Below are 26020 nucleotides of genomic sequence, written 5' to 3' on the forward strand. Positions count from 1 at the left end.
CACATGGCCGGACAAACCATCCTTCTCGCCGACGACGACGCGGCCATCCGCATGGTGCTCAACCAGGCGCTCTCTCGCGCCGGCTATGAAGTGCGCCCCACGGGCAATATCTCGACCATGTGGAACTGGGTGACGCGCGGGGAGGGTGATCTGCTCATCACCGACGTCTCCATGCCCGATGGCAACGCGTTCGACGTCATGCCCAAGATCAAAAAGCTCCGCCCCGAGTTGCCGATCGTGGTGATGAGCGCCCAGAACACCTTCATGACCGCCATCCGCGCGTCGGAAATGGGCGCCTACGAATACCTGCCCAAGCCCTTCGATATCACCGAGGTGCTTGCGGTCGTCGGGCGGGCCCTGGCCGATGCCCGCCGCCCGGCCGCTGCCGACCGCAAGCCCGACGAGGGCGAGAACATGCCGCTGGTGGGGCGTTCGGCGGCCATGCAGGACATCTACCGCGCGTTGGCTCGCCTGATGCAGACCGATCTCACGGTCATGATCACCGGCGAGAGCGGCACGGGCAAGGAGCTGGTCGCCAAGGCGCTGCACAATTTCGGCAAGCGCAAGAACGGCCCGTTCGTCGCCATCAACATGGCCGCCATCCCTCGCGACCTGATCGAGGCCGAACTGTTCGGCCATGAAAAGGGCGCGTTCACCGGCGCAACGGCCCGCTCCTCGGGCCGGTTCGAACAGGCCGAGGGCGGCACGCTGTTCCTCGACGAGATCGGCGACATGCCCATGGATGCCCAGACCCGACTGCTGCGTGTTCTCCAGGAGGGTGAATACACCATGGTTGGCGGTCGCACCCCGATCAAGACCGACGTGCGGATCGTCGCCGCCACCCACCGCGATTTGAGCCAGTTGATCCGCCAGGGACTATTCCGCGAGGATCTTTATTACCGTCTCAACGTCGTTCCCATTCGTCTGCCGCCCCTGCGCGAACGCATCGACGACGTGCCCGATCTCGCCGCGAGTTTCCTGAAGGCGGCGCAGCGCGAGGGCGAGGTGCCCAAGGTGCTCGCCTCCGACGCCCTCAAGCTCATGCAGCAATATCACTGGCCCGGAAACGTGCGCGAGCTCGAGAACCTGGTCCGTCGCCTTGCCGCGCTCTATGCCGATGAGGTGATTTCGCTCGAAATCGTCCAGAACGAGCTCAACCTCACCGACCGCGCCAATTTCACCGCCAAGTCCGGCCCCGCCGATATCGCAACCGTGATCGAAACCGAGCTGGCCCAGCTTTTCCGTGAATATGAGCCGAACCTGCCTCCGGCTGGGGTTTATCAACGCGTTCTCGACAAGGTCGAAGTGCCCCTGATCTCGACGGTGCTCAATCTTTGCGCCGGCAACCAGATCAAGGCCGCCGAACTCCTGGGGCTCAACCGCAACACGCTGCGCAAGAAGATTCGCGGCCATGGCATTGAGATCGTTAAGCATTCTCGGCAGTTGGGGTAGCTTTCTGACCGCGGTTCCAGGGAGCATCCCGCTGTGTTGCCTTGATGCCGCCGTCGAAAATGCTTAAGTCCGCGCGAATGTGCCCTGGGGACGCATTTCCGGCCTTCGGTCGGCCCTCGCTTCGGGTCGCATCGAACAGTGTCACATTTTGGCAACAACGGTCTTGAACCAAGGGCTGAGTTGGGCCAGACTCGTGGCCGGACGGCCACTTAGCGCCTGCGCAGGCGGAAAGCATTTCAATGCCAACCAAAAAGCGTTGCAGCAGGATTGTACGCTCCGGCCCCTTTGAGGGCGGGAGAGGCGGTGCCCATGGTCGATAGGGCAGGTTCAGCGACAAACCTCGGCTCGTCGCCCCGCCTTGTGTCTGGAACCGATTCATTGTCAGGCGACCAACCGCTTTCGCGGCCCAAATCCAAGAACACGGCGCCGCTTTTCCACGATAACCGCCTGCTGCGGGCTGTGGGGTTCGTTGTCGTGCTTCTCGCCGTGGTCGTGGCCTCGAGCTCGTTCCTCATCATGAGCGGGACGACCGATATCGAGCCGGGCCCTGATGTGTGGACCTGGATTTGGATCACCAACGCCGTTCTTGTCACCCTGGTCGTGGCTCTGGTTCTGACCGAGCTCGTGATGCTGGTGCAGTCCCGCATCCGCAAGCAGGAAGGCGCGCGGCTGCAGGTCCGCATCGTCGCGATGTTCGCGATTGTTGCCGCCGGTCCGGCTTTCATCGTGGCCGTGGTCGCCATGCTGTCCCTCAATCAGGGGCTCGACCAATGGTTCTCCGAACGCATGCGGTCGATGGTCGATAACTCCCGCTTGGTGGCCAGGGCGTATCTCGTCGAGCATTCCCAGGTGCTCCGCGATGACGTGATCTGGATTGCCGAGCAGCTCGAGGTCAGCCGCGATACATACCTTACCGATCCTGATCGGTTTCAAAGGATTCTGACTGCGGCCGGAACAACTCGGACAATGCCCTATACGGCCTTGGTCAATAGTTCGGGCGAAACGCTGATGCGGGCGCAGCTCAATGTTCAGGCCCAGATTCCCCGCGCGCCCCAAGCCGTCCTCGATGCCGCGGGATTTGGCGCTCCGACCCTTATCGCTCCGGGCTCCGGCTTCTCGCTCATCGGCGCTGTGGTCCAATTGCGCGGGTATGACAACGTCTATCTCTATGTAGCCCGCGCCGTCGATCCTCAGGTGCTCGAATATGTGCGGCTGGTCGATGAGAACATCACCGCTTACCGGCTCTACGATTCCAACCGAGTTGTTTTCCAGATTACCTATGCGCTCATGTATCTGGGCGTCGCCTTCGTATTCCTGCTGGCCGCGCTCTGGATCGGCATCGCTCTTGCCAATGGCCTGATCGATCCCATCCGCAATCTCATGATCGCCTCCAATCGTGTCTCGCGCGGCGATCTCGACGTTCGGCTCCCCGTGCCCGATCGGGGCGGCGACCTTCATGATCTCGCGGTGCGCTTCAACAAGATGACGGCACAATTGCGCAACCAGCGATCCGCGCTAGTCGCCGCCAGCCGCACCAACGATCAGCGCCGCCAGTTCACCGAAGCTGTGGTGGAAGGCGTGTCGGCCGGCATTATTGGCCTCGATGCCTTCGGCCGCATCACGCTCGTCAATTCCCGCGCCTGCGCTGCGCTCGGCCAGAGCGAACTCGATCTGATGAACCAGGAACTCGCCCAGGTCGCGCCCGAACTGGCGCCCACCGTCGAGCGCGCCCAGTCGGCGCGTCGGGGCAGGGTGCAGGACCAGGTTCAGCTTTCCTCGGGCTTCGATCGCCGCACCTATCAGGTGCGCCTCACCCGCGAAGGCACGATCACGGAGTCCAAGGGCTATGTCGTCACGCTGGACGACATCACCGAGTTGGTGGCCGCTCAGCGCAACAGCGCCTGGGCCGACGTCGCCCGCCGCATCGCTCACGAGATCAAGAACCCGCTCACCCCCATCCAGCTTTCTGCCGAGCGTCTGCGCCGCCGCTATGCCAACAAGCTCGTCGACGATTTCGACGTGTTCGACAAATGCATATCCACCATCGTGCGGCAGGTGGGCGATATCGGCCGGATGGTGGACGAGTTCTCCTCCTTCGCCCGAATGCCGTCGGCGGCAATTATTCGCGCCGACCTTTCCGACACCATTCGGCAGGCAGTGTTCCTCGAAAGCGTTCGCCAGCCCGAGATCAACATCAAGGCCGATCTGCCCGAGGAGACGGTCTATGCCTATTTCGATACGCGGCTGGTCTCCCAGGCGCTTACCAATTTGATCAAGAACGCGGTCGAGGCCATTGAATCGGTTGGGCTTGATACGATTGCCGATCCCGAAGTCATCGTGTCCGTAGTCTTGGAAGGCGAGGAGGCGGTGATTTCAGTCAGCGACAACGGCAAAGGATGGCCGGAGGAAAATCGGCACCGGTTGCTCGAGCCTTATATGACCACCCGTGAAAGGGGTACGGGGCTCGGACTTGCCATCGTCGCTAAAATCATCGAACAGCATGGCGGCCGCATCGACCTGCGCGACGCCCAGCCTGATTCCAATGGACGGGTCGGCGCGTGCTTCGCCTTCACATTGCCGTTGCATGAAAGTGGAAGACAGCCCGCCGAGCCGACCGAACAGGCTCCTGCCGACCAAAAAACGACCCGAGAGGAGACATCGCGCGTATCCGCGATGGCGATAAAGTAGATGGCTCGTGACATTCTAATTGTCGATGACGAACAAGATATCCGGGAACTGATCGCCGGCATTCTGGAGGACGAAGGCTACGAGCCGCGTCAGGCCTCCGATGCCGACAGTGCCCTCGAGGCGATCGCACGGCGTCGGCCCAATCTCGTGTTCCTCGATATCTGGATGCAGGGCTCGCGGCTCGATGGACTGCAGCTTCTCGATGTGCTGCAGGCCGATCATCCCGATCTTCCCGTGGTGATGATCTCGGGCCACGGCAATGTCGAAACCGCCGTGTCGGCCATCCGCCGGGGCGCTTACGACTATATCGAAAAGCCCTTCAAGATAGATCGCCTGCTGCTCATCACCCAGCGCGCCATAGAGGCGAGCAAGCTCAAGACAGAAGTTGCCGATCTCAAGGAACGCACCGGCGACGAATCCGAGCTGGTCGGTGTCTCTAGTGCCATCTCGCAGGTCCGCTCGCTGATCGAAAAATCAGCCGGCACGCGCTCGCGCGTTTTCATTTCCGGCGGGGCAGGGACCGGCAAGGGCCTTTGCGCGCGTCTTTTGCACTTCAAGAGCCCCCGCGCGACTGGTCCCTTCATCGAGATAAACGCCTCGCTCTACGCCCCCGACGAGATTCCCGTCGTGCTGTTTGGTCGTGAAGTCCGCGACAAGAACGGGCTGCGCACGGAAGTGGGCGCCCTCGAACGTGCTCATGGGGGCACTCTCTATCTTTCGGAAGTTGCAGCGCTCCCTCTCGAATCCCAGACCGCGCTTTTGCGCGCCCTGGTCGAAAACAAATTTACCCGTGTCGACGGCCACGGCCCGGTTCCAGTCGATGTCCGCATTGTTTCATCGAGTTCGCAAAACGTGGCTGCGTTGATCGAAGAGGGCAAGTTCCGCTCGGACCTCTTCCACCGCCTGTCAGTCGTGCCGCTGCAATTAACCTCGCTGCGGGAGCGGCGTGAAGATATCCCGGCGCTCGTCACGCTCTTCGTCGCCCAGCTCTCGCGCATGCATAACCTGCCGCGGTTCCTGTTCGGCGACGACGCCATCGCCGTGCTGCAGGGGCAGGACTGGCCCGGCAATGCCCGCCAGCTCCGCAATGCCATCGAGCGGCTGCTGATCCTGGTGCGCGACCAGCAGCCCCTCGACGGCATCATCACCGCCGCCATGCTGCCCTCGGACATCTCCGAGGTCCTGCCCACCATCGGGGACACGGATTCTTCGGCCCATCTGATGAGCCTGCCCCTGCGCGAAGCCCGCGAGGTGTTCGAGAGGCAATACCTCATTGCCCAGATCGAGCGCTTCGGCGGCAATATCTCGAAGACCGCCGAATTCGTCGGCATGGAGCGCAGCGCGCTTCACCGCAAGATCAAGTCGCTGGGGCTTTAGATGCGTGTCATCATCTGCGGCGCCGGCCAGGTCGGCTATGGTATCGCCGAGCGCTTGTCTGCCGAGGGCAATGAAGTCACGGTCATCGACAACAATCCGGCCCTTGTGCAACGCGTCCGTGACACCCTCGACGCCCGCGGCCTGCACGGCCACGGTTCCCACCCCGACGTCCTAGCCCAAGCCGGCGCGCGCGATGCCGATATGCTGGTCGCCGTCACCCAGGTCGACGAGGTCAATATGACCGCCTGCCAGGTGGCTCATTCGATTTTCGAGGTGCCCACCCGCATCGCCCGCATCCGCTCCCAGAGCTATCTCGACCCTGAGTGGAGCAACATGTTCTCACGCGATCACCTGCCGATCGACGTGATCATTTCCCCCGAAGTCGAAGTGGGCGAACTCATCCTCCAGCGCATGGCCTATCCCGGCGCCAACGAGATCATCACCTTCGAGGACGGGCAGGTCATGGTGATGGAGGTCGACGTCACCGAGGACTGTTCGGTGATCGACACGCCCCTGCGGCATCTGACCGACCTTTTCCCCAACCTCAACGCCACTGTGATGGCCGTGCGCCGCGAAGGCCAGATGCGGGTGATCCACTCCCATGAGCAGATGATCACCGGCGACCAGGCCATTGTCGCCGTCTCGCGCGACCAGGTGCAGCGCGTGCTTGGGCTCTTCGGCCGCGACGAAGCGCCACCCAGCCGCGTGGTCATCGCCGGTGCCGGCAATATCGGGCGCTACGTCGCCCGCCGCATCGAAGAGACCGATCCCTCGATCTCCATCCGCATCATCGAGAGTAATCGCGATAACGCCCAGCGCGCCGCCGAGGCCATGAACCACGCCATCGTCGTTTTCGGCGATGCTATGTCCGCCGACATCATGCGCGAGGTCGACGTCCGCGACGCCCATATGTTCTTGGGGCTGACCAACGACGACAAGACCAACATCCTCTCATCGGTCATTGCCAGCGAAATGGGATGCCGCGCCAACATTGCCCTCGTGAACCAGGAGCACTATCCGCGCATCGCCAAGCGCCTTGATGTCGATGCTTTCATCAGCCCCCGCGCCATTACGGTCTCCAAAGTCCTGCGCCACGTCCGGCGCGGTCGCATCCGGGGGGTGTATACGCTCGCCAACGGCGCGGCCGAGATCATCGAGGCCGAAGCGCTCGAAACCTCGACTCTGGTCGGCAAGCCCCTGCGGGAGTTCAAGCTGCCCGCCGGCATCCGTATCGGCGCCATCGTGCGAGGCAGCGAATCGATCATGCCCACCGGCGATACGATCATCCGAGCAGGCGATTTCGTGATCGTCTTTGCCCTCGCCGCAAGCCTGCGCCAGGTCGAGCAGATGTTCCGGGTCAGCATCGACTTCTTCTAACCCCAGGGAGGACCGGCAGTGCCGACCATCGGAGTCCTGTCCGCCGGCGTCTTCGGGTTGTTCGCGCTCTCGATGCTCCTGCCGCTGTTCGTCTCGCTGGTCGAGGGCAATTGGCGTGCCTTCGAAGCCTTCTTCCTCGTCATCGTCTCCTATGGCTTTCTCTCCGCCGCTACCATCCTGGCCCTGAATTCGCGCTTGCGCACGCTCAACCGGGCAGGGGTCTTCACCGCCGCCATTACCGTCTGGCTGAGTCTGGTTACCGCCGCCACCCCCGCCTTCCTGCTCGTCGAAGGCCATTCGCTCATCCGTGCTGTCTTCGAGGCCACGTCGGCCGTCACCACGCTGGGCACCACACTGCGCCCGCTATCCGACATCTCCCCTTCCATGGCGTTTTATCGCGGGACCCTGGGCTGGATCGGCGGCTTCACCACCCTGACCCTCGCCGCCTACGTCCTCGGCGCCTATCAGGTGGGCGGCACGCCCAACGCCAATCTGCGCCACATCCAGCACTCGCGCACCGAGAACGACCCACGCATCCTCGTCACCCTGCGATCCATAGCGCTGCCCTATCTCACCCTCACCATTGCCTGTGCCGTCCTGCTCGTCATCGTCCGGATCCCCGCGGACACCGCCATCATCACGGCCATGAGCATGCTCGCAACCAATGGCTTCATCCCCGCCGAGCCGGGCGGGACCGTTCTCGGCAATCGTTTCGCCGAACTGATAATGATGGTTTTCATGGTCGTTGGCGCCACCTCCATCGTCTGGCACCGTCTCCTGCTGTCCCGCCTCGGCAAGGGCTCGCGCGAGCACGCCGAAGCCATGCTCTATCTCACCGCGCTCGCCGTTCTTTTGGTCCTGGCCGTGATCGCCTCGGTGCTCGCCCCGCCGCTGGGCCGCACCGGCTTTGAAAGCGCCTTCAACTACATTTTCGACATCGTCTCGATCGCCACCACCACCGGCATCACCCACGACGAACGCCTCGGTGTCTCGATTCCCTTCGAGGTGATCCTCATCATCGTCTTTGTCGGCGGCTGTTCCTATTCCACCGCCGGCGGCATCAAGGCCTTCCGGCTGGCCACCATGCTCAAGCATGTCGGCAACGAACTCGACCGGCTCGTCTATCCCAGCGCCATGCTGCGCGATGACGTCCAGTACGATGCCAATCAGCGCGTCATTGCCAAGGCCGTTTGGAGCACCTTCTTTCTTGCGGTGCTGACCGTCACCATCGGCATGTTGCTCTTTGCCGCCCAAGGCCATGGCTTGCCTGCCGCCATGGCTCTGGCGGTCGGCGCGTTTTCCCAGGTGGGCAACCTTGCCGCCTCCGCCATTCCCGGCCTTTCCGAAGGCGTGGTTTCGGACGGAACGCTGCTGACCCTGTCCGCGCTGGCCCTTGTCGCCCGCATCGAAATCCTAGTGCTTTTGGCGGCAATCACGGGCAACCGCTGGTAGCAAGCGCGTCTAACCCATTGTTTCGACGCCTCTTCGCCGTCCTCGATTTTCATCAAAACGCTCTAGGCTCGCTCCGGGAGATATGCCATAGTCTCGCGGTTGACACGAGAATGCGTCGAACGGGCAAGGCGGCACCCAAAGCTGTTGTCAATCAATAAGGACGGTCGGGGCGTCTGACCTGGTGCCTTGTGCCCGACGCAAACAAGAGGCCGAGCAATGCCCAGTGAAAAGGTGCAGAACCTTCAGGATTCCTTTCTCAACCACGTCCGCAAGAACAAGGTTCCGGTGACGATCTTTCTCGTCAACGGCGTCAAATTGCAGGGCGTGATCACCTGGTTCGACAATTTCTGTCTGCTGCTGCGCCGCGACGCCCAGAGCCAGCTTGTCTACAAACACGCCATTTCGACCATCATGCCCGGCGCTCTCATCCAGCTCTTCGACCCAGAGAACCAGACTGATTGACTGATACCCCCGAAGAAGAAGATGGCAAGGGCTTCGTGGATCTCCGCGAAGTCCCCACGCGCACTGGCCTTGTCACCCCCGACGTCAGATCCGTCCGTTACGCGCGCAGCGCCGATGCGCGGCATGCCGAATTCATCGGACTTGCCGCGGCGATCGCGCTCGATCTCGTCTTCACTGAGATTTTCAGGGTGCGCGAGATCAAGCCTGCCACCTATCTCGGCGGCGGCCAGGTTGCCGAACTGGCCGAGCGGGCCAGGGAACTCAAGCTCGACCTGCTGGTGGTCGACGCTCCGCTTTCGCCCATTCAGCAGCGCAATCTAGAACGCGAGATCGGTGTCAAGGTTCTCGACCGCACGGCGCTGATCCTTGAGATCTTCGGTGAGCGCGCCGCCACCCGCGAAGGTGTGCTGCAGGTCGAACTCGCTCATCTCAATTACCAGAAGGGCCGTCTGGTCCGCTCCTGGACCCACCTCGAACGCCAGCGCGGCGGCGGCGGTTTTCTCGGTGGGCCGGGCGAAACTCAGATCGAATCCGACCGTCGCCAGATCCAGGACCGCATCCTGGTGCTCGAACGGCGCCTGGAAAAAGTACGCCGCACCCGCCAGCTCCAGCGCGGCCCCCGCGCCGCCGTACCGTTTCCCGTGGTGGCTCTTGTCGGCTATACCAATGCGGGCAAGTCTAGCCTTTTCAATGCCATCACCGGGTCAGGTGTCATGGCCGAAAACATGCTGTTCGCAACGCTCGACACCACCGTTCGCCGCGCCACGCTTCCCCATGGCCGCGACATTATCCTCTCCGATACCGTCGGTTTCATCTCCGACCTGCCGACCGATCTCATCGCCGCCTTCCGCGGCACGCTCGAAGAGGTGACGCAGGCCGAAGTGGTTCTCCACGTCCGCGATGTTTCCAACGCCGATCATCCTGCCCAGGCCGCCGACGTGCTCTCGGTTCTCGCCGATCTCGGCGTCACCGGCGAAACAACCCCGTTCATCGAGGTCTGGAACAAGATCGACAGTCTTCCCGCGCAGCCCGACGGCCTCTCCGGCATCACGCCGGCCGGCAAGGTCGCCGCAACGGTTCCGGTGTCAGCGGTGACGGGGCAGGGGCTCGATGATCTCCTCGCCGCCGTCGAAAAAGCCCTGTCCCAGGACGCGCGCCTGTTTTCCGTCCTCGTCCCCCACGAAGCCGGCGCCGAAACCGGCTGGCTCTACGCCAACGCCGAAGTGATCGCTCGCGACGACCCCGACGACCAGGGCACTCGCTACACCGTTCGCGTACTCCCCCGGCACCGGGCCGAGTTTCTGGAAAAATTCGCCGGCCGCATCACCGGGCTGGATGGGGCGTAAAGCTTAGCCGCCCCTGTTTGTTCAAGCGCGCCGAGACCCGGTTACTTCCCCGCCTTATCCGCCGCCCGAACCTCATTCCAATACCCGTCCAGCCGCTCCAGTCCGGCTTCGGCGATGTCGATGCCATCTTCCCGCGCACGGGCTTCGAGGTGCTCGAATCGCCTTACGAATTTCGCATTCGCATCACGCAGCGCGGCCTCCGGATCGATGCCAACGCGACGTGAAAGCGTTGCGACGGCAAAGAGCAGGTCTCCCATCTCTTCGATCTTGGCCGTCTCGTCTTCTCCGGCAAGGGTCTCCTCGACTTCGCCGATTTCCTCGCGCACCTTCTCGATGGCCCAACTAACTTCGGAAAAATCGAACCCAACCCGCGCCGCCCGCTTGGCCAGTTTCGCCGCCCGTGTCAGCGCCGGCAGCCCCACCGGCACGTCGTCGAGGAGCGACGGCGGCTTTTCTCCGCCCCGCCGCTCAGCCTTTTTCGCCCGCTCGGCCGCCTTGATCGTTTCCCAGCGCCTCTCGCTCGAAGCTGCCGACCCCGCCTCATCGTCCCCGAACACATGCGGATGCCGCCGGATCAGCTTCTCGGTCACCGCGTAGATCACGTCTCCGATGTCGAACAGCCCTTCCTCGCTCGCCATCTGGGCGTGATAGACCGGCTGCAACAGTAGATCGCCCAACTCGTCCCGCAGATCCTCGTAATCCTCCCGCTCGATCGCATCGGCCACCTCATAGGCCTCCTCGATCGTGTAGTGCCGGATTGATTTGAAATCCTGTTCGATATCCCACGGACAGCCATTCTCCCTGTCGCGCAGGCGCGCCATGATCTCGATCAGTCGGGAAATATCACGGGAGGGCTGCATGAGGAGGACCTTCGGCAAGGGATTCGATTAACCCATCCTAGCTGGCGGAGACCTCCTACGACCAGTCCTGCAACACGAACCCGGGTCGTCCCTGCCGAGCGGTGGAGTGTTGCATACTGAGGCCGCTCTACTGGGAACTCAGTCCCAAACGCTGCAACAGGCTTCCCTTCTCCCCTTGAGGGAGAAGGTGGCCGCGAAGCGGTCGGAAGAGGGGGCGCAGCGCTTCCATTCCCCTCAGGGCTTCGAAGACGAACACCGCTGTCACCCCGCCTTGATCAGCGGGATCGCCAGATCCTTGCGGAACAGATAAAGCAACGCCCGCAAAGCTTCGCCCTCTGGCCCCTTCAATCCCGGGTTGCGCTCGAGCGCCGCTCGGGCATCCTCGTGGGCCATCTCCAGCAGGTGCCGGTGCACGTCCGGCACCGCGATCCGATATCCTGGCATCCCCGATTGCCGCGTCCCGAGCAGATCGCCCTGGCCGCGCAGCTCCAGATCCTTCTCGGCGATCTCGAACCCGTCATCGGTTTTGCGGATTGTCTCCAGCCGCTGTTGTGCCGTCTCGCTCAAGGGTTCCGAATAGAGCAGCAGGCATGCCGACCTTGCCGATCCGCGTCCCACGCGTCCGCGCAATTGATGAAGCTGCGCCAGTCCGAACCGCTCGGCGTGCTCGATTATGATGATCGTCGCGTTGGGCACATCGACGCCCACTTCGATTACCGTCGTCGCCACCAGGATCTGCGCCTCGCCCGCCTGGAAACGCGCCATCGCCGCCTGCTTGTCGGCAGCGCTCATCCGCCCGTGGACCATCTCCACGCGATTGCCGAAAATCTTCCTGAGTTCGGCGAACCGATCTTCCGCCGCCACGACGTCCAGCACTTCGCTTTCCTCGACCAGTGGGCACACCCAATAGGCCTGCGCACCCTCCTCGAGCCGCGCCGCCAGGCGAGATACCACCCGGTCATATTCCGAGATCGGCAGGGTCGCCGTATCGATCGGCTGCCGCCCCGCCGGCTTCTCACGCAGCACCGAAACATCCATGTCTCCGAAATGCGTGAGGACGAGCGTGCGCGGTATGGGGGTTGCCGTCATCACCAGCAGGTCGGTCTTGGTGCCTTTTTCTGACAGCGCCAACCGTTGATGCACACCGAAGCGGTGCTGCTCGTCCACAACCGTGAGCCCGAGATTCGCGAACTCCACTCCGCTTTGGAACAGGGCATGCGTTCCCACCGCAATGGTGATCGATCCGTCCGCCAGCCCGGCAAGCGCGGCCCGCCGCTCGGCGGCGCTCATTTTGCCGGTCATCAGCACGATGCCCAGTCCCGCAGCCTCGGCCAGCGGCTTGAGCGTCTTGAAATGCTGATTGGCCAGCAGTTCGGTCGGCGCCATCAGCGCCGATTGTCCGCCATCCTCGGCCACCATGCCCATGGCCATCAGCGCCACCACCGTCTTGCCCGAGCCCACATCCCCCTGCAGCAGCCGCGACATTCGCGTCGGCCGCTCCAGGTCCTCGCGGATATCGGATATCGCCACCCTTTGCCCATCGGTAAGCGCAAAGGGCAGGGCGGTCTCGATCCTGCCGGTGATCTCGCCCGTCACCTTGCGCGCAATGCCCGAGGACTTCGTCATCGATTGCCGGATCAGGCTCAACGCGAGCTGACCGGCAAGGTATTCGTCATAGGCCAGCCGCATGCGCGAGGGCGAAACGATATCACCCTCGGTTGGCCGCTGCGGCGCATGGATATGCTTGAGCGCTTCGGAGAAACCCGGCCAGTTCATGATCGTGCGCCGATCCTTGCCGATCCACTCCGGAATGATCGGCACCAGCTCGAGCGCAGAGGCGATCACCTTGCGCAGCGCCTTGGACGAAAGCCCCTGGGTCAGCGGATAGACCGGCTCCACCATCGGCAGCTTGGAAATCTCGTCGGGTGCCACGATATAATCGGGATGGGTCATCTGCTTTTCGCGTCCGAAAAACCCGATCTCCCCCGAAACGTACCGCTCTTCTCCGATCGGCAATTGCCGCTCGACCCACCCACCCTTGGCGCCGAAAAAGCTTAGGGTGATATCCCCGGTCTCGTCATGTGCGCGTATCCTGAGCGGAGCCCGGCTATTGCGCGGCGGCACGATGTGTTCGTCGATGTGGAGCTTGAGCGTTGCGATCGATCCCACTGGCGCGTAGGCCACCCCGTTCTGCGCCCGCCGGTCGATGACACCTGAAGGCATGTGCATGAGCACGTCGAGCACCACGGCATCCTGTCCTTCGGGCGCGCCGAAGAATTTCGCGAAAAGGGCGCCAAGCTGCGGACCAACGCCTTTCATCGATTTGAGCGATTTGAACAGCGGATTGAGAAGGTCAGGGCGCGGCACGACTCGATTCCGACGTATATGAACGGAAATAGAACACTAAATGCACAAGCGTGTTTGCAAAAGGCTGACAGACTTGTCGATCACGGCTATTAACTCCGATCTCAACCCTGTTATGCGGCACAAATGACCGATTCCGAAGACCTTCAGACGCGGCGCAAGCGCGTGCTCTACCGCGCCAACCATCGCGGCACCCAGGAAATGGATATCCTGATCGGCGGCTTCGTCGCAGACCATCTGGATACGTTTGATTCCGCCATGCTGGATCGGCTGGAAGTCCTGCTGGAACAAGAGGAAACTGACCTTCAGGCATGGCTCGTGGGCCAGCGCGACATCCCCGAAAATGCCGATCGCGATCTGATCGGCATGATCCGAAATCACAAGCTCTCCCAATCCCGATCCTGATGACCGACCTTTCCGACCGCCCCTCCCGGATTTTAGCCAATCTCCCCGACGGCATGCAGCCGGCGGTGCTGGCGCGCGCGATCGAGGAGCGGTTAAAAGAGGTGCCGCAAGCTCCTGTTTCCATTTGCTTTGTTGCGCGTGACGGCCGCCGCCTCCAGCGCATGGCCGACGCCCTCGAAGCCATGCTCCCCGGCCATCCGGTCCTCACTTTCCCCGCCTGGGATTGCCTCCCCTACGACCGTGTTTCCCCTAATGCGGTGACCATTTCCGCCCGCATGGCTACCTTGGCGCAATTGGTCGATTCCGGCACCAAAGGGGCAATCGTCCTCACCGCCGTCAATGCCTTCATTCAACGTGTCGTTCCTCGCGATGTCGTTGAATCCATGACTTTTTCTGCTGCCGCAGGCCGTATCGTAGATGGTGAGAAGCTCATCGCCTGGGCCAACAACAACGGCTATCTCCGCGTGCCCACAGTCCGCGAAGCGGGAGAATATGCGGTTCGTGGCGGCCTTATCGACCTCTATCCTGCCGGCCGCGACGCACCGCTGCGCTTCGATTTTTTCGGTCAACAGCTTGAAACAATTAGAACATTCGACCCGGAAAGCCAGCGGACCACGGGCAATGTTCGCTCCATAACCCTGGTCCCGATGAGCGAAGCACTGCTCACCGAAGACACCATCCGCCGCTTCCGCCTCAACTACACAAAAGCCTTCGGTGGCAACACGGCCGATGATCCGCTCTACGGCGCCATCAGCGCCGGACAACGCTTTGCGGGAATGGAGCATTGGCTGCCGTTCTTCTATGAAGAAATGGGGACGCTAGCCTCCTATCTTGCTGATGCGCCAGTATTTTTTGACGATCAGGTGCGCGAGGCCTATGGCGAGCGCCGCGAGCAGATCCGCGACTATCATGCCGCCCGCAAGGAAGTCCGCGAGCAGGGAAATACCGCCGGCGCGCCCTATAAGCCGATCGCACCAGCACTGCTATACCACGTCGACAGCTCCCCTTATGAGTTGGTTCGCGGTCACGAAATTTCCGAGCTCACCCCGTTCCTCCCCGCCGATGAGAGCCTGCCGGTCATCGATTGCGCCGGCCATCTGGCTCCCAATTTCGCCGCCGAACGACAGGCCACCGATACCAATCTTTTCGAAGCGGTGATTAGCCGGATCAAGTCCGAGGCGCGGGCAGGGCGGAAAACCGTCGTGACGTGCTGGACCGAAGGTACCCGGGATCGCATGGGGCAGGTTCTCAAGGATCACGGGCTCAAGGCGATTAAAAAGCTCGAAAACTGGCATCAAATTTCCGCTCTCAAGGTCGGTCAACTCGGCCTGGTCGTGGTCCCGCTTGAAACCGGCTATATCACCGACGACATTGCGGTTTTGTCCGAGCAGGATATCCTAGGCGAGCGCATAATCCGCCAGGCGCGGCGCAAGAAGGCGTCCGATGCGCTTACCGAAGCAACAAGTCTTTCGGCCGGTGATTTGGTGGTTCACGTCGACCACGGCATCGGCCGTTTCATTGGCCTCAAGGCCATCGAGGCAGCCGGTGCGCCGCATGATTGCGTCGAAATCGAATATGCCAAGGGCGATAAACTCTACCTGCCGGTCGAAAATATCGAGCTTTTGTCGCGCTACGGCTCGGAAGGCGCCGAGCTCGATAAGCTCGGAGGCGTGGCTTGGCAGGCTAAAAAGTCCAAGCTCAAACAGCGCATCCGCGACATGGCCGAGCAGCTCATCAAGATCGCTGCAGCCCGCGAAACGGCTACCACCGAGCCTGTGGAAATCCAGACCGGCTCCTACGACGAGTTCTCGGCCCGCTTTCCCTATGAGGAAACCGAAGATCAGCTTGCGACCATTGAAGCGGTATTCGATGACCTCACGTCGGGTCGCATCATGGATCGCCTGGTCTGCGGTGACGTAGGATTCGGCAAGACCGAAGTGGCGCTGCGCGCTGCTTTTATCATGGCGATGAGCGGAAAGCAGGTTGCGGTAGTCGTGCCGACGACGCTGCTCTCCCGACAGCATTTCAAGACCTTCTCCGAGCGTTTCGCCGGCCTTCCCGTCCGGGTTCGGCAAGCTTCGCGTCTCGTGCCTGCCGCCGAACTGAAGGCCACCAAGGACGGTCTCAAGGACGGCAGTGTCGATGTCGTCGTCGGCACTCACGCACTGCTTTCGAAGTCCATAGCCTTCCGTGACCTGGGCTTGCTGATCATCGATGAGGAGCAACATTTCGGGGTGGGGCACAAGGAACGGCTCAAGGAACTCAAGAGCAACGTTCATGTTCTGACGCTGTCGGCGACACCCATCCCGCGCACGCTGCAACTCGCACTCACGGGCGTTCGCGATCTGTCGCTACTGGCGACCCCGCCGGTGGACAGGCTCGCCATCCGCACCTTCGTGTCGCCCTTCGATCCGCTTGTCGTCCGCGAAGCGCTGCTGCGCGAAAAATATCGCGGCGGACAGGCTTTCTACGTCTGTCCCCGTATTTCGGATCAACCGGACATCGCCCAATTCCTCAAGGAACACGTACCCGAGGTCAGCTTCGTGGTTGCGAATGGCCAGATGCCGCCGCAACAACTCGATGACACGATGAACGCCTTTTATGACGGTAAATTCGATGTTCTCGTCGCGACAACGATTGTCGAATCCGGTCTGGACGTTCCGACAGCCAATACGCTGATCGTTCACCGTGCCGACAAGTTTGGTCTGGCCCAGCTCTATCAGATCCGGGGCCGCATCGGCCGGTCGAAAACCCGAGCTTATGCGATCTTCACCGTTCCGGCCGATCGCAAGCTCAACGATCAGGCGCAGCGGCGACTGCAGGTGCTTCAGTCGCTCGAATCGCTGGGCGCCGGTTTCCAGCTTGCCAGCCACGATCTCGATATTCGCGGGGCAGGAAATTTGCTCGGCGAAGAGCAATCCGGCCACATCCGTGAAGTGGGGTTCGAACTCTATCAATCCATGTTGGAAGAAGCGGTCGCCTCGCTGCGGGCAGGGCAGGCGGCCGAGGAAGAAGAGGCGGGGCAATGGTCCCCACAGATCTCTCTGGGCATGCCGGTGATGATTCCTGAAGGTTACGTGCCCGATCTCCAGGTGCGCATGCAGCTCTATCGTCGGCTGGGCGACCTGACGGAGCCCCGCGAAATCGACGCCTTGGGTGCCGAAATGATCGATAGGTTCGGTCCCTTGCCAGAGGAAGTCGAAGCGCTGCTCAAAGTTGTGCTGATCAAATCGCTGTGCCGTGCTGCCAATGTGGAAAAGGTCGATGCAGGTCCCAAGGGCGCATTAATCACATTGCGGAACGGGGTTTTCCCAAATCCTGCCGGATTGGTGCGCCATATCGCCGACCCAGGACAGGCGGCCAAGCTGCGGCCTGATCAGAAGATCATGTTCGCACGCAATTGGCCGACCGCAGAGCAGCGTCTCAAAGGCAGCGCAGCAATCCTGTCGCGGCTTGCGGCGCTGGCCAGCGCTTAGGGGCGGCTCATTGTCATATAGGTGATGGACCGCATCAATTTTTCGTCATGGGTGCTTCAAGGCTGGCGATCAGGTTCATCATCAAACCCAAGAGTATCCGGGGTGAAGCCTTTGGGTCACACGTCGAGTTCAACGTCGTTGGCAGAGAGACGGTGTCATGCTATTGCCCGATTTCGCCGCTCTTGAAAGTACCCAATCCGTTCGATTCCGGCGGGTTTAACCGCCTAGAGCAACAGGAATTTCCATGAAAGTTTTAAACGCGATACTTGCCGGCGCTGTCGCCACGGGACTAGCCTTTTCGATGGCTGGCACCGGTTATGCGCAGGAAGCCGCAGGAGCCGCGGGCGCGGGAGTGGTCGATACGGCTGAAACGGCCGACGGTTCGACTGAAAACAACTGGCTCAAGGTTTGCAGCGAACTCGACGATGGAGGGCAAGCTTGCATCATGCGCCAGGTCGTGACCAACACTGGCGTTTTCACCGGCTCATTCCTCCTGCGTGACGATCCGAGCCAGGAAAGCCGGCTGCTCGCCGTTGCCTCCGTGCCGATCGGGGTTTTGCTACCGTTTGGGCTCACCTGGCAGATCGATAGCGGCAAGCCGGTGCGCGTTCCCTACATGCTTTGCGATCCGCAGGCGTGCTCGGCCCAACTCGTCGTCAACGAATCCTATATTCAGAGCCTAAAGCGCGGCAGCCAGCTCAAGCTGATTGCCAAGAACCGGCAGAACGAGGACATCACGATCAATATCGACCTTGCCGGCTTCACCGCGACCTATGACAATCCCGAGGGGATTTCGATCGAGGAGCTGAATCAGGCCAATTCGACTGAAAACGTTCTTGAGCAGGTTCTTCAGGAGCGTGCAAACCAGCTCCGGGAAGACATGGAAACCGGCGGCGAAGCTGCCGCGGGCGAAGCTCCCGCCGAAGGTGCCGCGCCCGAGGCTGCGCCTGCGCAGTAACTGGCTTAGTGCTGGTGCCGATGCTCCGGCATGTCTTTGAGTTCGTCCTTGGTCCAGCTCGTTACGGCGTGAACGTTTCCGTCTTCATCGCGCATGAAATCGAGCTGACCAAGGGGAACTGCCACAGGCTTCGAGCCAATCCCCAGGAAGCCGCCCACGTCGATCACGGCCTCGGCCATGGAACCTGTTCCGTGAAGGTGAGATACTTGGCCCACCTTATGATCGTCGGCACCGTAAACCGTGGCGTCCTTGAGTACACTTTCGGTCAGTTCGCTTTCTGCCAAGCGGACGTGGGATGAATGATCCATGATGTGTCTCCTTGCATGGGATGGGCAAGGATAATCCCAAGGTCTGTCTGCGGTTCCGCTAATTAGAGCCCTCGGGATTTGCTGGATACGCCCTAGAACTCGGATTTCCCGGCGTCGGGAGCACGCAGATCCTCGACGCTAGGCACGCCCCCGAGGTTAACCGGGGTCACGATCATAAAGCCGTATTCCGTCTTGCAGCCATTGTCTCCGATATTGCCGGAAACGCATTCAACCTCTGCCTTCTGACGAACCGTGGCCTGCTCCAGGCTCCGTGACGGATTCGAAGAAGAAGAGGCACAGCCCGCGCAAAGCAGAGCGACAAGCACGGCGGCGGCGATTTTCATAAGTCCGGTCCCACACCTGTTTCGAAGGCAATCGATCCTATGCATCGGCTCGCCGGCTTTTTCTAGCCCCTTGGCTTCGCGATCGGATTAATTATGGGTGATCTCAGACTGCCGCCGATCGCGAGCCCATGTTCTGCCGGAATGCCCAATCCGGTACTTCGATCACGTTTTCTGTCGATGTTTCGACCGGCCGGCGATACGCGATCTCCCAGGCGCGTTCGAGGATTTCCTCGATGGAAATACTGAGTTCGCCCGGCAGGCTCCGTGAACGGGCCAAGCTTTCTAGGACCGCGTGGGCCTGTCCGCAAACGGTTTTCTGGCGCAACTGATCGAGTGACATATGTTTCATAGCACCATGGTGCCCCTAGAGGCAAAATCGTCGGCAAACAAGCCCGCGTCAAATTGAATCAAATGCGGGCCGCGCCTAGGGCAGGGTGGGAGGCTCCCGTTCATCCTTTTCGGCATCAGTCATGCGTTGGTAGCGCCGGCGAGTGATGAAAAACATGACGACTGCCACCACCGATGCACCACCCAGCATTGCGATGCCGAACTCGGCCGCCGACAATCGCAGCCCGATCAGCAGGAGGATGACGACGAGAAGACTGGCCGCAATGAGAAAAATCCGCATGATATCTCCACCCAATTGAGATGATCGTCTCCCGTTTAGACAGCCAATGCAAGCAGGCTCGGGGAGTAACGAGGAAGGTCAGGCCTTGGCAGAAGAACGCAGTCCCCTCATGGCGCCGAGATTGATGCCACTAGGCGATAGCGCGATTCTCATTCGCTTTGCGGATCGACTGACCCTTGAGGCAAACGCGGCAGCGATAGCGTTCTCGCGAAACATCAGGGCGGCCGACCTCTCGGGCGTGATTGAGATCGTTCCCAATCTCGTTTCGGTTCTGGTTCGCTACGACCCGCAGCGCATTGGCTACAATGCCCTATGTGGCGAAATTCGCATTGTCGGCGCCAGCTATACGGGCGAGGAAAGTTGGGCAACGCACAGGGTTCCCATTTTCTATGGGGGAGAACACGGTCCTGATCTCGCGGCAGTGGCCGAAAGCCTCGGATTGGACATGCCGAAATTCATACAACTGCACAGCGCCGCATCTCTAACGGTGCTTTCGACGGGATTCGCGCCGGGGTTTGTCTACTGCGGTCTGCACTCCGAGGCACTATCCATGCCGAGACGCGAGGCAGTGCGCTCCTTCGTTCCGCCAGGGAGCGTGCTGTTTGCCGCGCGCCAAACGGCCATCGCGGCGACGTCTATTCCAACCGGCTGGTCGGTCATCGGACGCACAAAGTTTATCAATTTCGATCCTGGTACAATGCCCCCAACGCGGATACGTGCCGGAGACAAGGTGACGTTCGAGGTGGCATCATGAGCCACGTCGAGCTTTTGCGCGTCAGCCCTCTGACTACGATCCAGGATGAGGGGCGAATTGGACTGGTCTCGCACGGCATCGGTGCTTCCGGCCCAATGGATCGCAATGGCTACCGTCGGGCGGCGGACGTCACGAACAGAGCCTGTGGCGCAGCCATCGAGGTGGGACCGCAGGGGGTCGACTTTATCTATCGTGGGCGCCCGCTGATCGCCGGATTCGCCGGCGGGGTGTTCCTCCTCGAGGTGGATGGCGAGCCTCGACCCTGGCCGACTTCCGTCGAACTTGTCGATGGCTCGCGAGTGTTTATGCGGACGGGTCCGGCGGGAAACTATGGTTACATACGCTTTGCCGCACAGATCGATGTGCCAGAGGTTCTTGGGAGCCGATCCACAAACGCCACCGTCGGACTGGGAGGACTGGAGGGTAGGGCGCTGCGGGTTGGAGACGCGTTGGGACTCGTGGCGCTGGAGGCCGATTCACCCGAACCGGTTCGTTCCGAAAATGAAGAGACGGGCGCAATCCGCTTCGTCTGGGGCATTCATGCCGAACTTTTTCCTTCCACAGTTCGCGAGGCATTCATCGGTACGGATTTCCGCGTCTCACCGCGCATGGACAGGATGGGAGTGAGACTAGAGGACACCGCATCGGTTTTCGAGAAGGCGCGGATTCTTGGCCTCGTTTCCGATGCGGTAGTGCCAGGCGACATCCAGATTCTGGGCGACGGAACGCCCATCGTGCTCATGCGCGACAACCAGCCCACCGGCGGCTATCCGCGGATCGGGACGATTATCGATGCGGATATCGATCGGTTTGCGCAGACGCGGCCGGGGCGGCTTGTCCGCTTTGCTTCTGTCACCGTCGAGCATGCCAACAGGATAGCGGGAGCGCGGAAGTGATCGATCTTAATGCCGATCTAGGGGAGGGCGTCGGAGATGACCTGGCGATGCTGCAAATCGTCACCCGCGCTTCGATCGCCTGTGGTGGTCACGCTGGCGATGAGACCACCATGCGCACGGCCCTCCGCGGGGCTTTGGCCCACCATGTCACGATAGGCGCGCATCCCGGCTTTGCCGACCGGGAACATTTCGGCCGCCGCCGCCTGGATCTGCCTCTGGCGACGATTTGCGGACAGGTAATCGACCAGATTACGACCCTTAAGGCGATCGCGGTCGAGGAGGGCGCGAGAGTGGAGTATTTCAAGCTTCACGGGGCGCTGGCCAATATGGCTTCCGAAGATAGTAATCTTGCATCGACTATCTTTTCCGCCATCAATACCGAGTTCCCGGAATTAGCGGTTCTGGCGCTTGCCCAATCCGCGCAGACCGAGGCGGCGAGCGGACTCGAGCTTGATTTTATATCGGAAGCCTACGCCGACCGTGCCTATACGGCTGACGGGCTACTTGCATCTCGAAGCCTACCGGGCAGCGTGATCGAAGATGAGCAGACGGTTGTCGAACGCTGTTTGCGCCTCGCCAAGAAAGGGGAGATTATTGCTATCGACGGCAGCGTCTTTCGATCGGATGCGCGATCCATATGCTTGCACGGGGACACGCCCGGCGCAGTCGGGCTGGCGAGATCGGTCCGCGAGGCGCTGCAGGGGGCGGGTTTTATGGTGCTGCCATCGAACGCCAGATTGCCGCTCCGTTAACAGAACCTACACAAAGCTATGGTTTTTCAAAGACTCGTGCGAACGCATCGACAATCTTGTTTGTACTGGGTCGGATTGTATGAGCATCAAAACTGCATCGGCGCGCCGCCGCTCGTTTGCCGCTGCCATGGGTACGGCTGCGGTATCGGCGATGATTCTGAGTGGCTGCGCGGGCGCCGATCTTTTTGCCGGTAATGAATTTTTCTCCGAATCTTCGATGGGAGTCGGTGCCTCGCCGAGGGTAAGCACCGCGTATCATCCGCCCAAGGGCGGTGGGCGCTATCAGGTGGGGAAACCTTACACTGTCGCGGGCAACCGTTTTGTGCCGCGCGAGCAGCCTGACCTCGATCAGACAGGCACCGCGTCCTGGTATGGCCCAGCCTTTCACGGGCGCCTCACTGCCAATGGCGAGATTTTCGATCAGCACTATCTCTCGGGCGCTCACCCGACACTGCCGTTGCCCTCCTATGTGCGCGTAACCAATCTCGAAAATGGTACGTCCGCGCTTGTGCGGATCAATGACCGGGGACCGTTCTCGAACGATCGTGTGATCGATCTTTCCCGCCATACGGCCCAGGTTCTAGGTTTCCAGCAGCAGGGCACCGCGAAGGTGCGGGTGCAATATGTCGGGCCGGCGCCGCTCAATGGCGACGATACGCGGTTTCTCACGGCATCGATCAATCAATTGACGCCGTACGAGATAAACACCCGCATGGCCTATCAGCAGACGCAGGTTGTCGACGCGATGCCTCCGGCCACTGCGAGCACCGCGCCAACACCGGTACCGCGCCCCGCTACGGCCAGCGAAGCGGCAAATGCTGCCGTAGCCCCTGCCGCACCCGATCACATCCCATTCCAGGTGCTCTCTTACAGCGCCATGCAGGACCTTGAGCCCGTGGAGGAGCCTGCCGGCACGCCCATCCGCATGGTGCTCGGCACCTTCGAGAGTGAAGATGCCGCCCGGGAGATCGCTACCGAGGTTGCGTTGCTGGGGGCCGTCGATACGACGACGATCGTACAGGGCGAGCAGACAGTCACGCACCTGATGCTGAGCCATCTTCGCGAAGGTGTGACTGAAACCGACGCCCTGCAACTGACCACATCCCTTGGCTTGTCCCCTACGATTTTGTATTGATTGGAAGAGGTTTAAGTTGGGAGTAGCGCTACGGCGCGATGACTTCTCATGGTTGGTTTGGGGCGCCTTGGGCGCTTAGCGTTGTTTGGCATCGCGTTCTTTGGGGCGCTATCGGGCAACGCCAATGCCCAACTCGATTTCGACACCAGCGCACCCTACGCCATCCTCGTTGATCAGGAATCCGGAACCGTCCTGTACCAAAAGGATGCCGATACCCCCATCGAGCCGGCCAGTATGGCCAAGCTGATGACTATCGCCGTGGTTCTCGACATGGTCGATCGCGGCGCTCTCGAACTCACCGACCAGTTCTTCATTTCCGAACATGCCTGGCGCACAGGCGGCGCTCCGTCGGGCGGTTCGACCATGTTTGCCGAACTGGGTTCGCAGATCAGTGTCGATGATCTTCTCCATTCGGTGATCATCCAATCAGGCAATGATGCGGCGATCGCCTTGGCCGAAGGGATCGCCGGGAGCGAAGCGTCGTTTGCCGCCATCATGAACGAGTTCGCGCTCGATATCGGATTGGAGGATTCTCACTTTACCAACGCGAGCGGGTTGCCCGACCCCGAAATGCATGTGACGGCACGGGATCTCGCCGATCTCGGCCGTTACATCATACGGGAGTTCCCGGACTACTATCCCGTGTTCGCCGTTGAGGAGTTCACCTGGAACGGGATTACCCAATCCAACCGTAACGGTTTGCTTGGACTCGGGATCGGTGTTGACGGCCTCAAGACGGGCCATACGACCGCAGCCGGTTATGGCATTGTCGTTTCGACCACCGAAGGCGGGCGGCGGCTTGTGGGCGTGCTCCATGGCATGGAGAGCATCAATGAGCGTAACGAAGAAGCGCGCAAGCTCATAACCTGGGGCGCGCGCAGTTTCGAGCGCATTCCGGCCTTCGCGGAAAATGCCATTGTCGGCTATGCGAATGTTTATGGCGGGGAAACCGCGCAGGTCGGGCTCGTGGGCGAAGGTAGCATCGACATTTACCTACCGCGAGGTAACCGGCGCTGCCTTTCTGCCAACATAGCTTACACCGCACCCATTTTGCCGCCCGTTGAAGCCGGCGACAGACTTGCGCAACTCAACATACTTTGCGATGACCAGCTTATCCAGACCGCGCCGCTTTATGCAGCCGAGTCTGTTGGCGAGGGCGACATCGTGCGCAAGGCGACCGACGCTCTTTGGGAAATGGCCTTCGGCTGGATCTGATGCATCCGGCATTTGTGCCGGCAACGACAAGAGCTGAATGGATATCCATGGCCGCCGACCAGGAGCGATCGACGAAACCCCGTTTCATCACGTTCGAGGGTGGCGAGGGTGTGGGGAAATCGACCCAGGTCCGCCGCCTAGCCGATCGGTTGGCCGGGCGGGGTATCGCAGTGGTGCGCACCCGCGAACCGGGGGGAACGCCAAAAGCAGAGGCTATCCGCTCATTCATCCTGCAAGGCAAGCCGGAGAGCTGGGGTGTGGGCGCCGAGGCGGTACTGTTTGCCGCCGCCCGGCTCGATCATGTCAACGAACTGATCGCTCCCTCCCTCGCTGCCGGGAAATGGGTCATTTGCGACCGCTTCGCGGATTCGACGCGGGCATATCAGGGACTGACCGGTGGCGTTGACGATAAGCTCATCGACGCCCTCGAGCATCTTGCGCTCAACGGACACACACCTGATCTGACCATCATTTTGGATATGGATCCCGACATCGCTTTCGAACGCGTGCGGCAGCGCGCTCTCGACGACGGCATGCCGGCGCTTGCCGACCGATTTGAAAAGGAAGATCTCTCTTTCCATCGTCGGCTGCGTGATAATTTCCTCGCCATCGCCGTCGCAAATCCCGGCCGATGTGTGGTCTTGTCTGCCGACACCGACGAGGACACTCTGGCCGAAGCGGTTTGGGCGGCGTTAGAGGACCATTTTTCCGATCTGCCGGCCGAAAGGCTGGCAGAGTGAGCGTGGAACGCCGCGAAGCGGACCAGATCGAAGGAGTCCCAGCACCCGAGTTCGGGCGCCGGCTCGGACACGAAGAGGCCTTTCAAACTCTCACCAATGCACTGGAGCGTGGTCGGCTGCCCAGTGCAATTCTGTTGCATGGTCCTCGTGGGGTAGGCAAAGCTACGTTTGCCTTTGACCTTGCCCGTCTTGTTCTCTCGCGGACATCGGACGAAAGCGAATATCGGGTTGCCGCCCAGCTCGCAGCGCTTTCGCACCCGAACCTTTTCGTTTTGCGACGCGCGGCTGATCCCGCCAATGCCGAACGGTATTTTTCGGTAATCCGCGTTGATGATGTCCGCGCCATGCGCGACGCGCTTCATCAAACGCGGGGCAGGGCAGGGTACCGCATCGCAATCATCGACAGCGTCGATGACTGCAACGCCAGTTCGGCCAATGCGCTCCTGAAAACGCTTGAGGAGCCCCCCGCCGAGACGATGTTCATCGTCATTTCTCACCGGCCGGGAGGCATGCTGGCAACCATCCGGTCCCGATGTCAAAGCTTCGGTCTGCGCCCGATTGCAGATGACCAAGTCGAAACGGTGCTCTCGTCAGTGCGCTCCGATCTCGAATCTTCCGAGCTTTCCCGCGCCGTCAGCTTCGCTCAGGGCCGTCCTCGCCGCGGGTTCGAGGCCTTGATGCTGGAGGAGGGCGATGTACTCGATGCGCTCCAGACTTGGCTTAAGGCCCCGGCCTCCCACCCGACCCGCGCTCATCTTGCCATCGCAGATGGGCTCGCCGCCGCAAAAGGCGCGGAGTTGGCCTTCGGCCAGGACATGATCCGCGATTGGTTGGCTGCCGAAGCCGCGATTGCCGCGCGAGAAGACGCATCGGCGCGTTTCCGCCTTGCGTCTGCCAATACACTATGGGAGAAGGCCAACGCCCTTGTCGCTGACGCCGATATCTACAATCTCGACCGGCGGCAAACCCTGGTTGCGGTGTTCGATCTCATCCGTGACCATGTGCGCAGAACCACTCCCGTGAGCTGACCA

At 61.2% G+C, this 26020-nt stretch carries 23 protein-coding genes; 17 read left to right on the forward strand and 6 right to left on the reverse strand.

Features of this window, described 5'->3' with window-relative positions; genetic code table 11:
• The first annotated feature begins 3 nt into the window (after positions 1-3).
• The 7 genes from ntrC to hflX all read left to right on the forward strand — a co-directional run bounded on the left by ntrC (position 4) and on the right by hflX (position 10154).
• Entirely contained in the window at positions 4-1452 is a 1449-nt protein-coding gene (gene ntrC, locus NO934_RS17240; protein ID WP_309161217.1) for a nitrogen regulation protein NR(I), read from the forward strand.
• 378 nt (positions 1453-1830) lie between these two features.
• On the forward strand, positions 1831-4140 hold the full coding sequence (locus tag NO934_RS17245) for a PAS domain-containing sensor histidine kinase (RefSeq protein ID WP_309161218.1): 2310 nt from the start codon (positions 1831-1833) through the stop codon (positions 4138-4140).
• A complete protein-coding gene (locus NO934_RS17250) occupies positions 4141-5517 on the forward strand; it encodes a sigma-54 dependent transcriptional regulator (protein ID WP_309161219.1) in 1377 nt (458 codons plus the stop codon). It abuts the gene before it with no gap.
• A complete protein-coding gene (gene trkA, locus NO934_RS17255; RefSeq protein ID WP_309161220.1) occupies positions 5518-6894 on the forward strand; it encodes a Trk system potassium transporter TrkA in 1377 nt (458 codons plus the stop codon).
• Positions 6895-6912: 18 nt separating this feature from the next.
• Positions 6913-8346, forward strand: a complete 1434-nt coding sequence (locus NO934_RS17260; RefSeq protein ID WP_309161221.1) for a potassium transporter TrkG — start codon at positions 6913-6915, stop codon at positions 8344-8346.
• Positions 8347-8562: 216 nt separating this feature from the next.
• On the forward strand, positions 8563-8808 hold the full coding sequence (hfq, locus tag NO934_RS17265; RefSeq protein ID WP_309161222.1) for an RNA chaperone Hfq: 246 nt from the start codon (positions 8563-8565) through the stop codon (positions 8806-8808).
• The gene (gene hflX / locus NO934_RS17270) at positions 8805-10154 is read left to right on the forward strand and encodes a GTPase HflX (RefSeq protein ID WP_309161223.1); all 1350 of its coding nucleotides are present in this window, start codon (positions 8805-8807) and stop codon (positions 10152-10154) included. The genes hfq and hflX overlap by 4 nt, the downstream gene beginning before the upstream one ends.
• Positions 10155-10195: 41 nt before the next feature.
• Here the strand turns inward: hflX and mazG are convergent, their stop codons facing one another.
• Together mazG and recG are read right to left on the reverse strand one after the other, a co-directional pair.
• Positions 10196-11014, reverse strand: a complete 819-nt coding sequence (gene mazG, locus NO934_RS17275) for a nucleoside triphosphate pyrophosphohydrolase (protein WP_309161224.1) — start codon at positions 11012-11014, stop codon at positions 10196-10198.
• A gap of 261 nt (positions 11015-11275) precedes the next feature.
• Positions 11276-13381, reverse strand: a complete 2106-nt coding sequence (gene recG / locus NO934_RS17280; RefSeq protein ID WP_309161225.1) for an ATP-dependent DNA helicase RecG — start codon at positions 13379-13381, stop codon at positions 11276-11278.
• 123 nt (positions 13382-13504) lie between these two features.
• Between recG and NO934_RS17285 the strand changes: the two genes are divergently transcribed.
• The 3 genes from NO934_RS17285 to NO934_RS17295 all read left to right on the forward strand — a co-directional run bounded on the left by NO934_RS17285 (position 13505) and on the right by NO934_RS17295 (position 18217).
• Entirely contained in the window at positions 13505-13783 is a 279-nt protein-coding gene (locus NO934_RS17285; RefSeq protein ID WP_309161226.1) for a succinate dehydrogenase assembly factor 2, read from the forward strand.
• Complete coding sequence (gene mfd / locus NO934_RS17290) at positions 13783-17259, forward strand: transcription-repair coupling factor (protein ID WP_309161227.1); 3477 nt, start codon at positions 13783-13785, stop codon at positions 17257-17259. Before NO934_RS17285 ends, mfd begins: the two co-directional genes overlap by 1 nt.
• A gap of 244 nt (positions 17260-17503) precedes the next feature.
• Positions 17504-18217, forward strand: coding sequence for an invasion associated locus B family protein (locus tag NO934_RS17295; protein WP_309161228.1), 714 nt, complete (start codon positions 17504-17506; stop codon positions 18215-18217).
• A gap of 5 nt (positions 18218-18222) precedes the next feature.
• Here NO934_RS17295 and NO934_RS17300 read toward each other — a convergent pair whose 3' ends face one another.
• From NO934_RS17300 to NO934_RS17315, 4 genes are all read right to left on the reverse strand, one after another.
• Entirely contained in the window at positions 18223-18525 is a 303-nt protein-coding gene (locus NO934_RS17300; protein WP_309161230.1) for a PRC-barrel domain-containing protein, read from the reverse strand.
• A gap of 92 nt (positions 18526-18617) precedes the next feature.
• A complete protein-coding gene (locus NO934_RS17305) occupies positions 18618-18869 on the reverse strand; it encodes a hypothetical protein (protein ID WP_309161231.1) in 252 nt (83 codons plus the stop codon).
• Between the two features lie 103 nt (positions 18870-18972).
• Entirely contained in the window at positions 18973-19218 is a 246-nt protein-coding gene (locus NO934_RS17310; RefSeq protein ID WP_309161233.1) for a hypothetical protein, read from the reverse strand.
• 75 nt (positions 19219-19293) lie between these two features.
• The gene (locus NO934_RS17315) at positions 19294-19497 is read right to left on the reverse strand and encodes a hypothetical protein (protein WP_309161234.1); all 204 of its coding nucleotides are present in this window, start codon (positions 19495-19497) and stop codon (positions 19294-19296) included.
• Between the two features lie 46 nt (positions 19498-19543).
• Between NO934_RS17315 and NO934_RS17320 the strand changes: the two genes are divergently transcribed.
• The 7 genes from NO934_RS17320 to NO934_RS17350 all read left to right on the forward strand — a co-directional run bounded on the left by NO934_RS17320 (position 19544) and on the right by NO934_RS17350 (position 26017).
• On the forward strand, positions 19544-20251 hold the full coding sequence (locus NO934_RS17320; protein ID WP_309161235.1) for an allophanate hydrolase subunit 1: 708 nt from the start codon (positions 19544-19546) through the stop codon (positions 20249-20251).
• Positions 20248-21147, forward strand: coding sequence for a biotin-dependent carboxyltransferase family protein (locus NO934_RS17325; protein WP_309161237.1), 900 nt, complete (start codon positions 20248-20250; stop codon positions 21145-21147). The genes NO934_RS17320 and NO934_RS17325 overlap by 4 nt, the downstream gene beginning before the upstream one ends.
• Positions 21144-21899 (forward strand): 5-oxoprolinase subunit PxpA, encoded by a 756-nt coding sequence (locus NO934_RS17330; protein ID WP_309161238.1) that lies wholly within the window; start codon positions 21144-21146, stop codon positions 21897-21899. The genes NO934_RS17325 and NO934_RS17330 overlap by 4 nt, the downstream gene beginning before the upstream one ends.
• A gap of 79 nt (positions 21900-21978) precedes the next feature.
• Positions 21979-23034: a septal ring lytic transglycosylase RlpA family protein gene (locus tag NO934_RS17335; RefSeq protein WP_375143264.1), complete on the forward strand. Its 1056-nt coding sequence runs from the start codon at positions 21979-21981 to the stop codon at positions 23032-23034.
• 81 nt (positions 23035-23115) lie between these two features.
• Positions 23116-24249: a D-alanyl-D-alanine carboxypeptidase family protein gene (locus tag NO934_RS17340; protein WP_309161240.1), complete on the forward strand. Its 1134-nt coding sequence runs from the start codon at positions 23116-23118 to the stop codon at positions 24247-24249.
• A gap of 47 nt (positions 24250-24296) precedes the next feature.
• Positions 24297-24989: a dTMP kinase gene (gene tmk, locus NO934_RS17345; RefSeq protein ID WP_309161241.1), complete on the forward strand. Its 693-nt coding sequence runs from the start codon at positions 24297-24299 to the stop codon at positions 24987-24989.
• Positions 24986-26017 carry an AAA family ATPase gene (locus tag NO934_RS17350; protein ID WP_309161242.1) on the forward strand — a complete coding sequence of 344 codons (1032 nt, stop codon included), beginning with the start codon at positions 24986-24988 and terminating at the stop codon, positions 26015-26017. The genes tmk and NO934_RS17350 overlap by 4 nt, the downstream gene beginning before the upstream one ends.
• Positions 26018-26020: the final 3 nt, after the last annotated feature.

It is taken from the genome of Pelagibacterium sp. H642 (assembly GCF_031202855.1).
Taxonomy (GTDB): Bacteria; Pseudomonadota; Alphaproteobacteria; order Rhizobiales; family Devosiaceae; genus Pelagibacterium.

Bases quoted from the DNA above. Each gene is read 5' to 3' on its own strand.
- ntrC (WP_309161217.1), top strand. From the start codon at position 4: ATGGCCGGACAAACCATCCTTCTCGCCGACGACGACGCGGCCATCCGC.
- NO934_RS17250 (WP_309161219.1), top strand. From the start codon at position 4,141: ATGGCTCGTGACATTCTAATTGTCGATGACGAACAAGATATCCGGGAA.
- trkA (WP_309161220.1), top strand. From the start codon at position 5,518: ATGCGTGTCATCATCTGCGGCGCCGGCCAGGTCGGCTATGGTATCGCC.
- hfq (WP_309161222.1), top strand. From the start codon at position 8,563: ATGCCCAGTGAAAAGGTGCAGAACCTTCAGGATTCCTTTCTCAACCAC.
- mazG (WP_309161224.1), bottom strand. From the start codon at position 11,014: ATGCAGCCCTCCCGTGATATTTCCCGACTGATCGAGATCATGGCGCGC.
- NO934_RS17285 (WP_309161226.1), top strand. From the start codon at position 13,505: ATGACCGATTCCGAAGACCTTCAGACGCGGCGCAAGCGCGTGCTCTAC.
- mfd (WP_309161227.1), top strand. From the start codon at position 13,783: ATGACCGACCTTTCCGACCGCCCCTCCCGGATTTTAGCCAATCTCCCC.
- NO934_RS17295 (WP_309161228.1), top strand. From the start codon at position 17,504: ATGAAAGTTTTAAACGCGATACTTGCCGGCGCTGTCGCCACGGGACTA.
- NO934_RS17300 (WP_309161230.1), bottom strand. From the start codon at position 18,525: ATGGATCATTCATCCCACGTCCGCTTGGCAGAAAGCGAACTGACCGAA.
- NO934_RS17305 (WP_309161231.1), bottom strand. From the start codon at position 18,869: ATGAAAATCGCCGCCGCCGTGCTTGTCGCTCTGCTTTGCGCGGGCTGT.
- NO934_RS17310 (WP_309161233.1), bottom strand. From the start codon at position 19,218: ATGAAACATATGTCACTCGATCAGTTGCGCCAGAAAACCGTTTGCGGA.
- NO934_RS17315 (WP_309161234.1), bottom strand. From the start codon at position 19,497: ATGCGGATTTTTCTCATTGCGGCCAGTCTTCTCGTCGTCATCCTCCTG.
- NO934_RS17320 (WP_309161235.1), top strand. From the start codon at position 19,544: ATGCAAGCAGGCTCGGGGAGTAACGAGGAAGGTCAGGCCTTGGCAGAA.
- NO934_RS17325 (WP_309161237.1), top strand. From the start codon at position 20,248: ATGAGCCACGTCGAGCTTTTGCGCGTCAGCCCTCTGACTACGATCCAG.
- NO934_RS17335 (WP_375143264.1), top strand. From the start codon at position 21,979: ATGAGCATCAAAACTGCATCGGCGCGCCGCCGCTCGTTTGCCGCTGCC.
- tmk (WP_309161241.1), top strand. From the start codon at position 24,297: ATGGCCGCCGACCAGGAGCGATCGACGAAACCCCGTTTCATCACGTTC.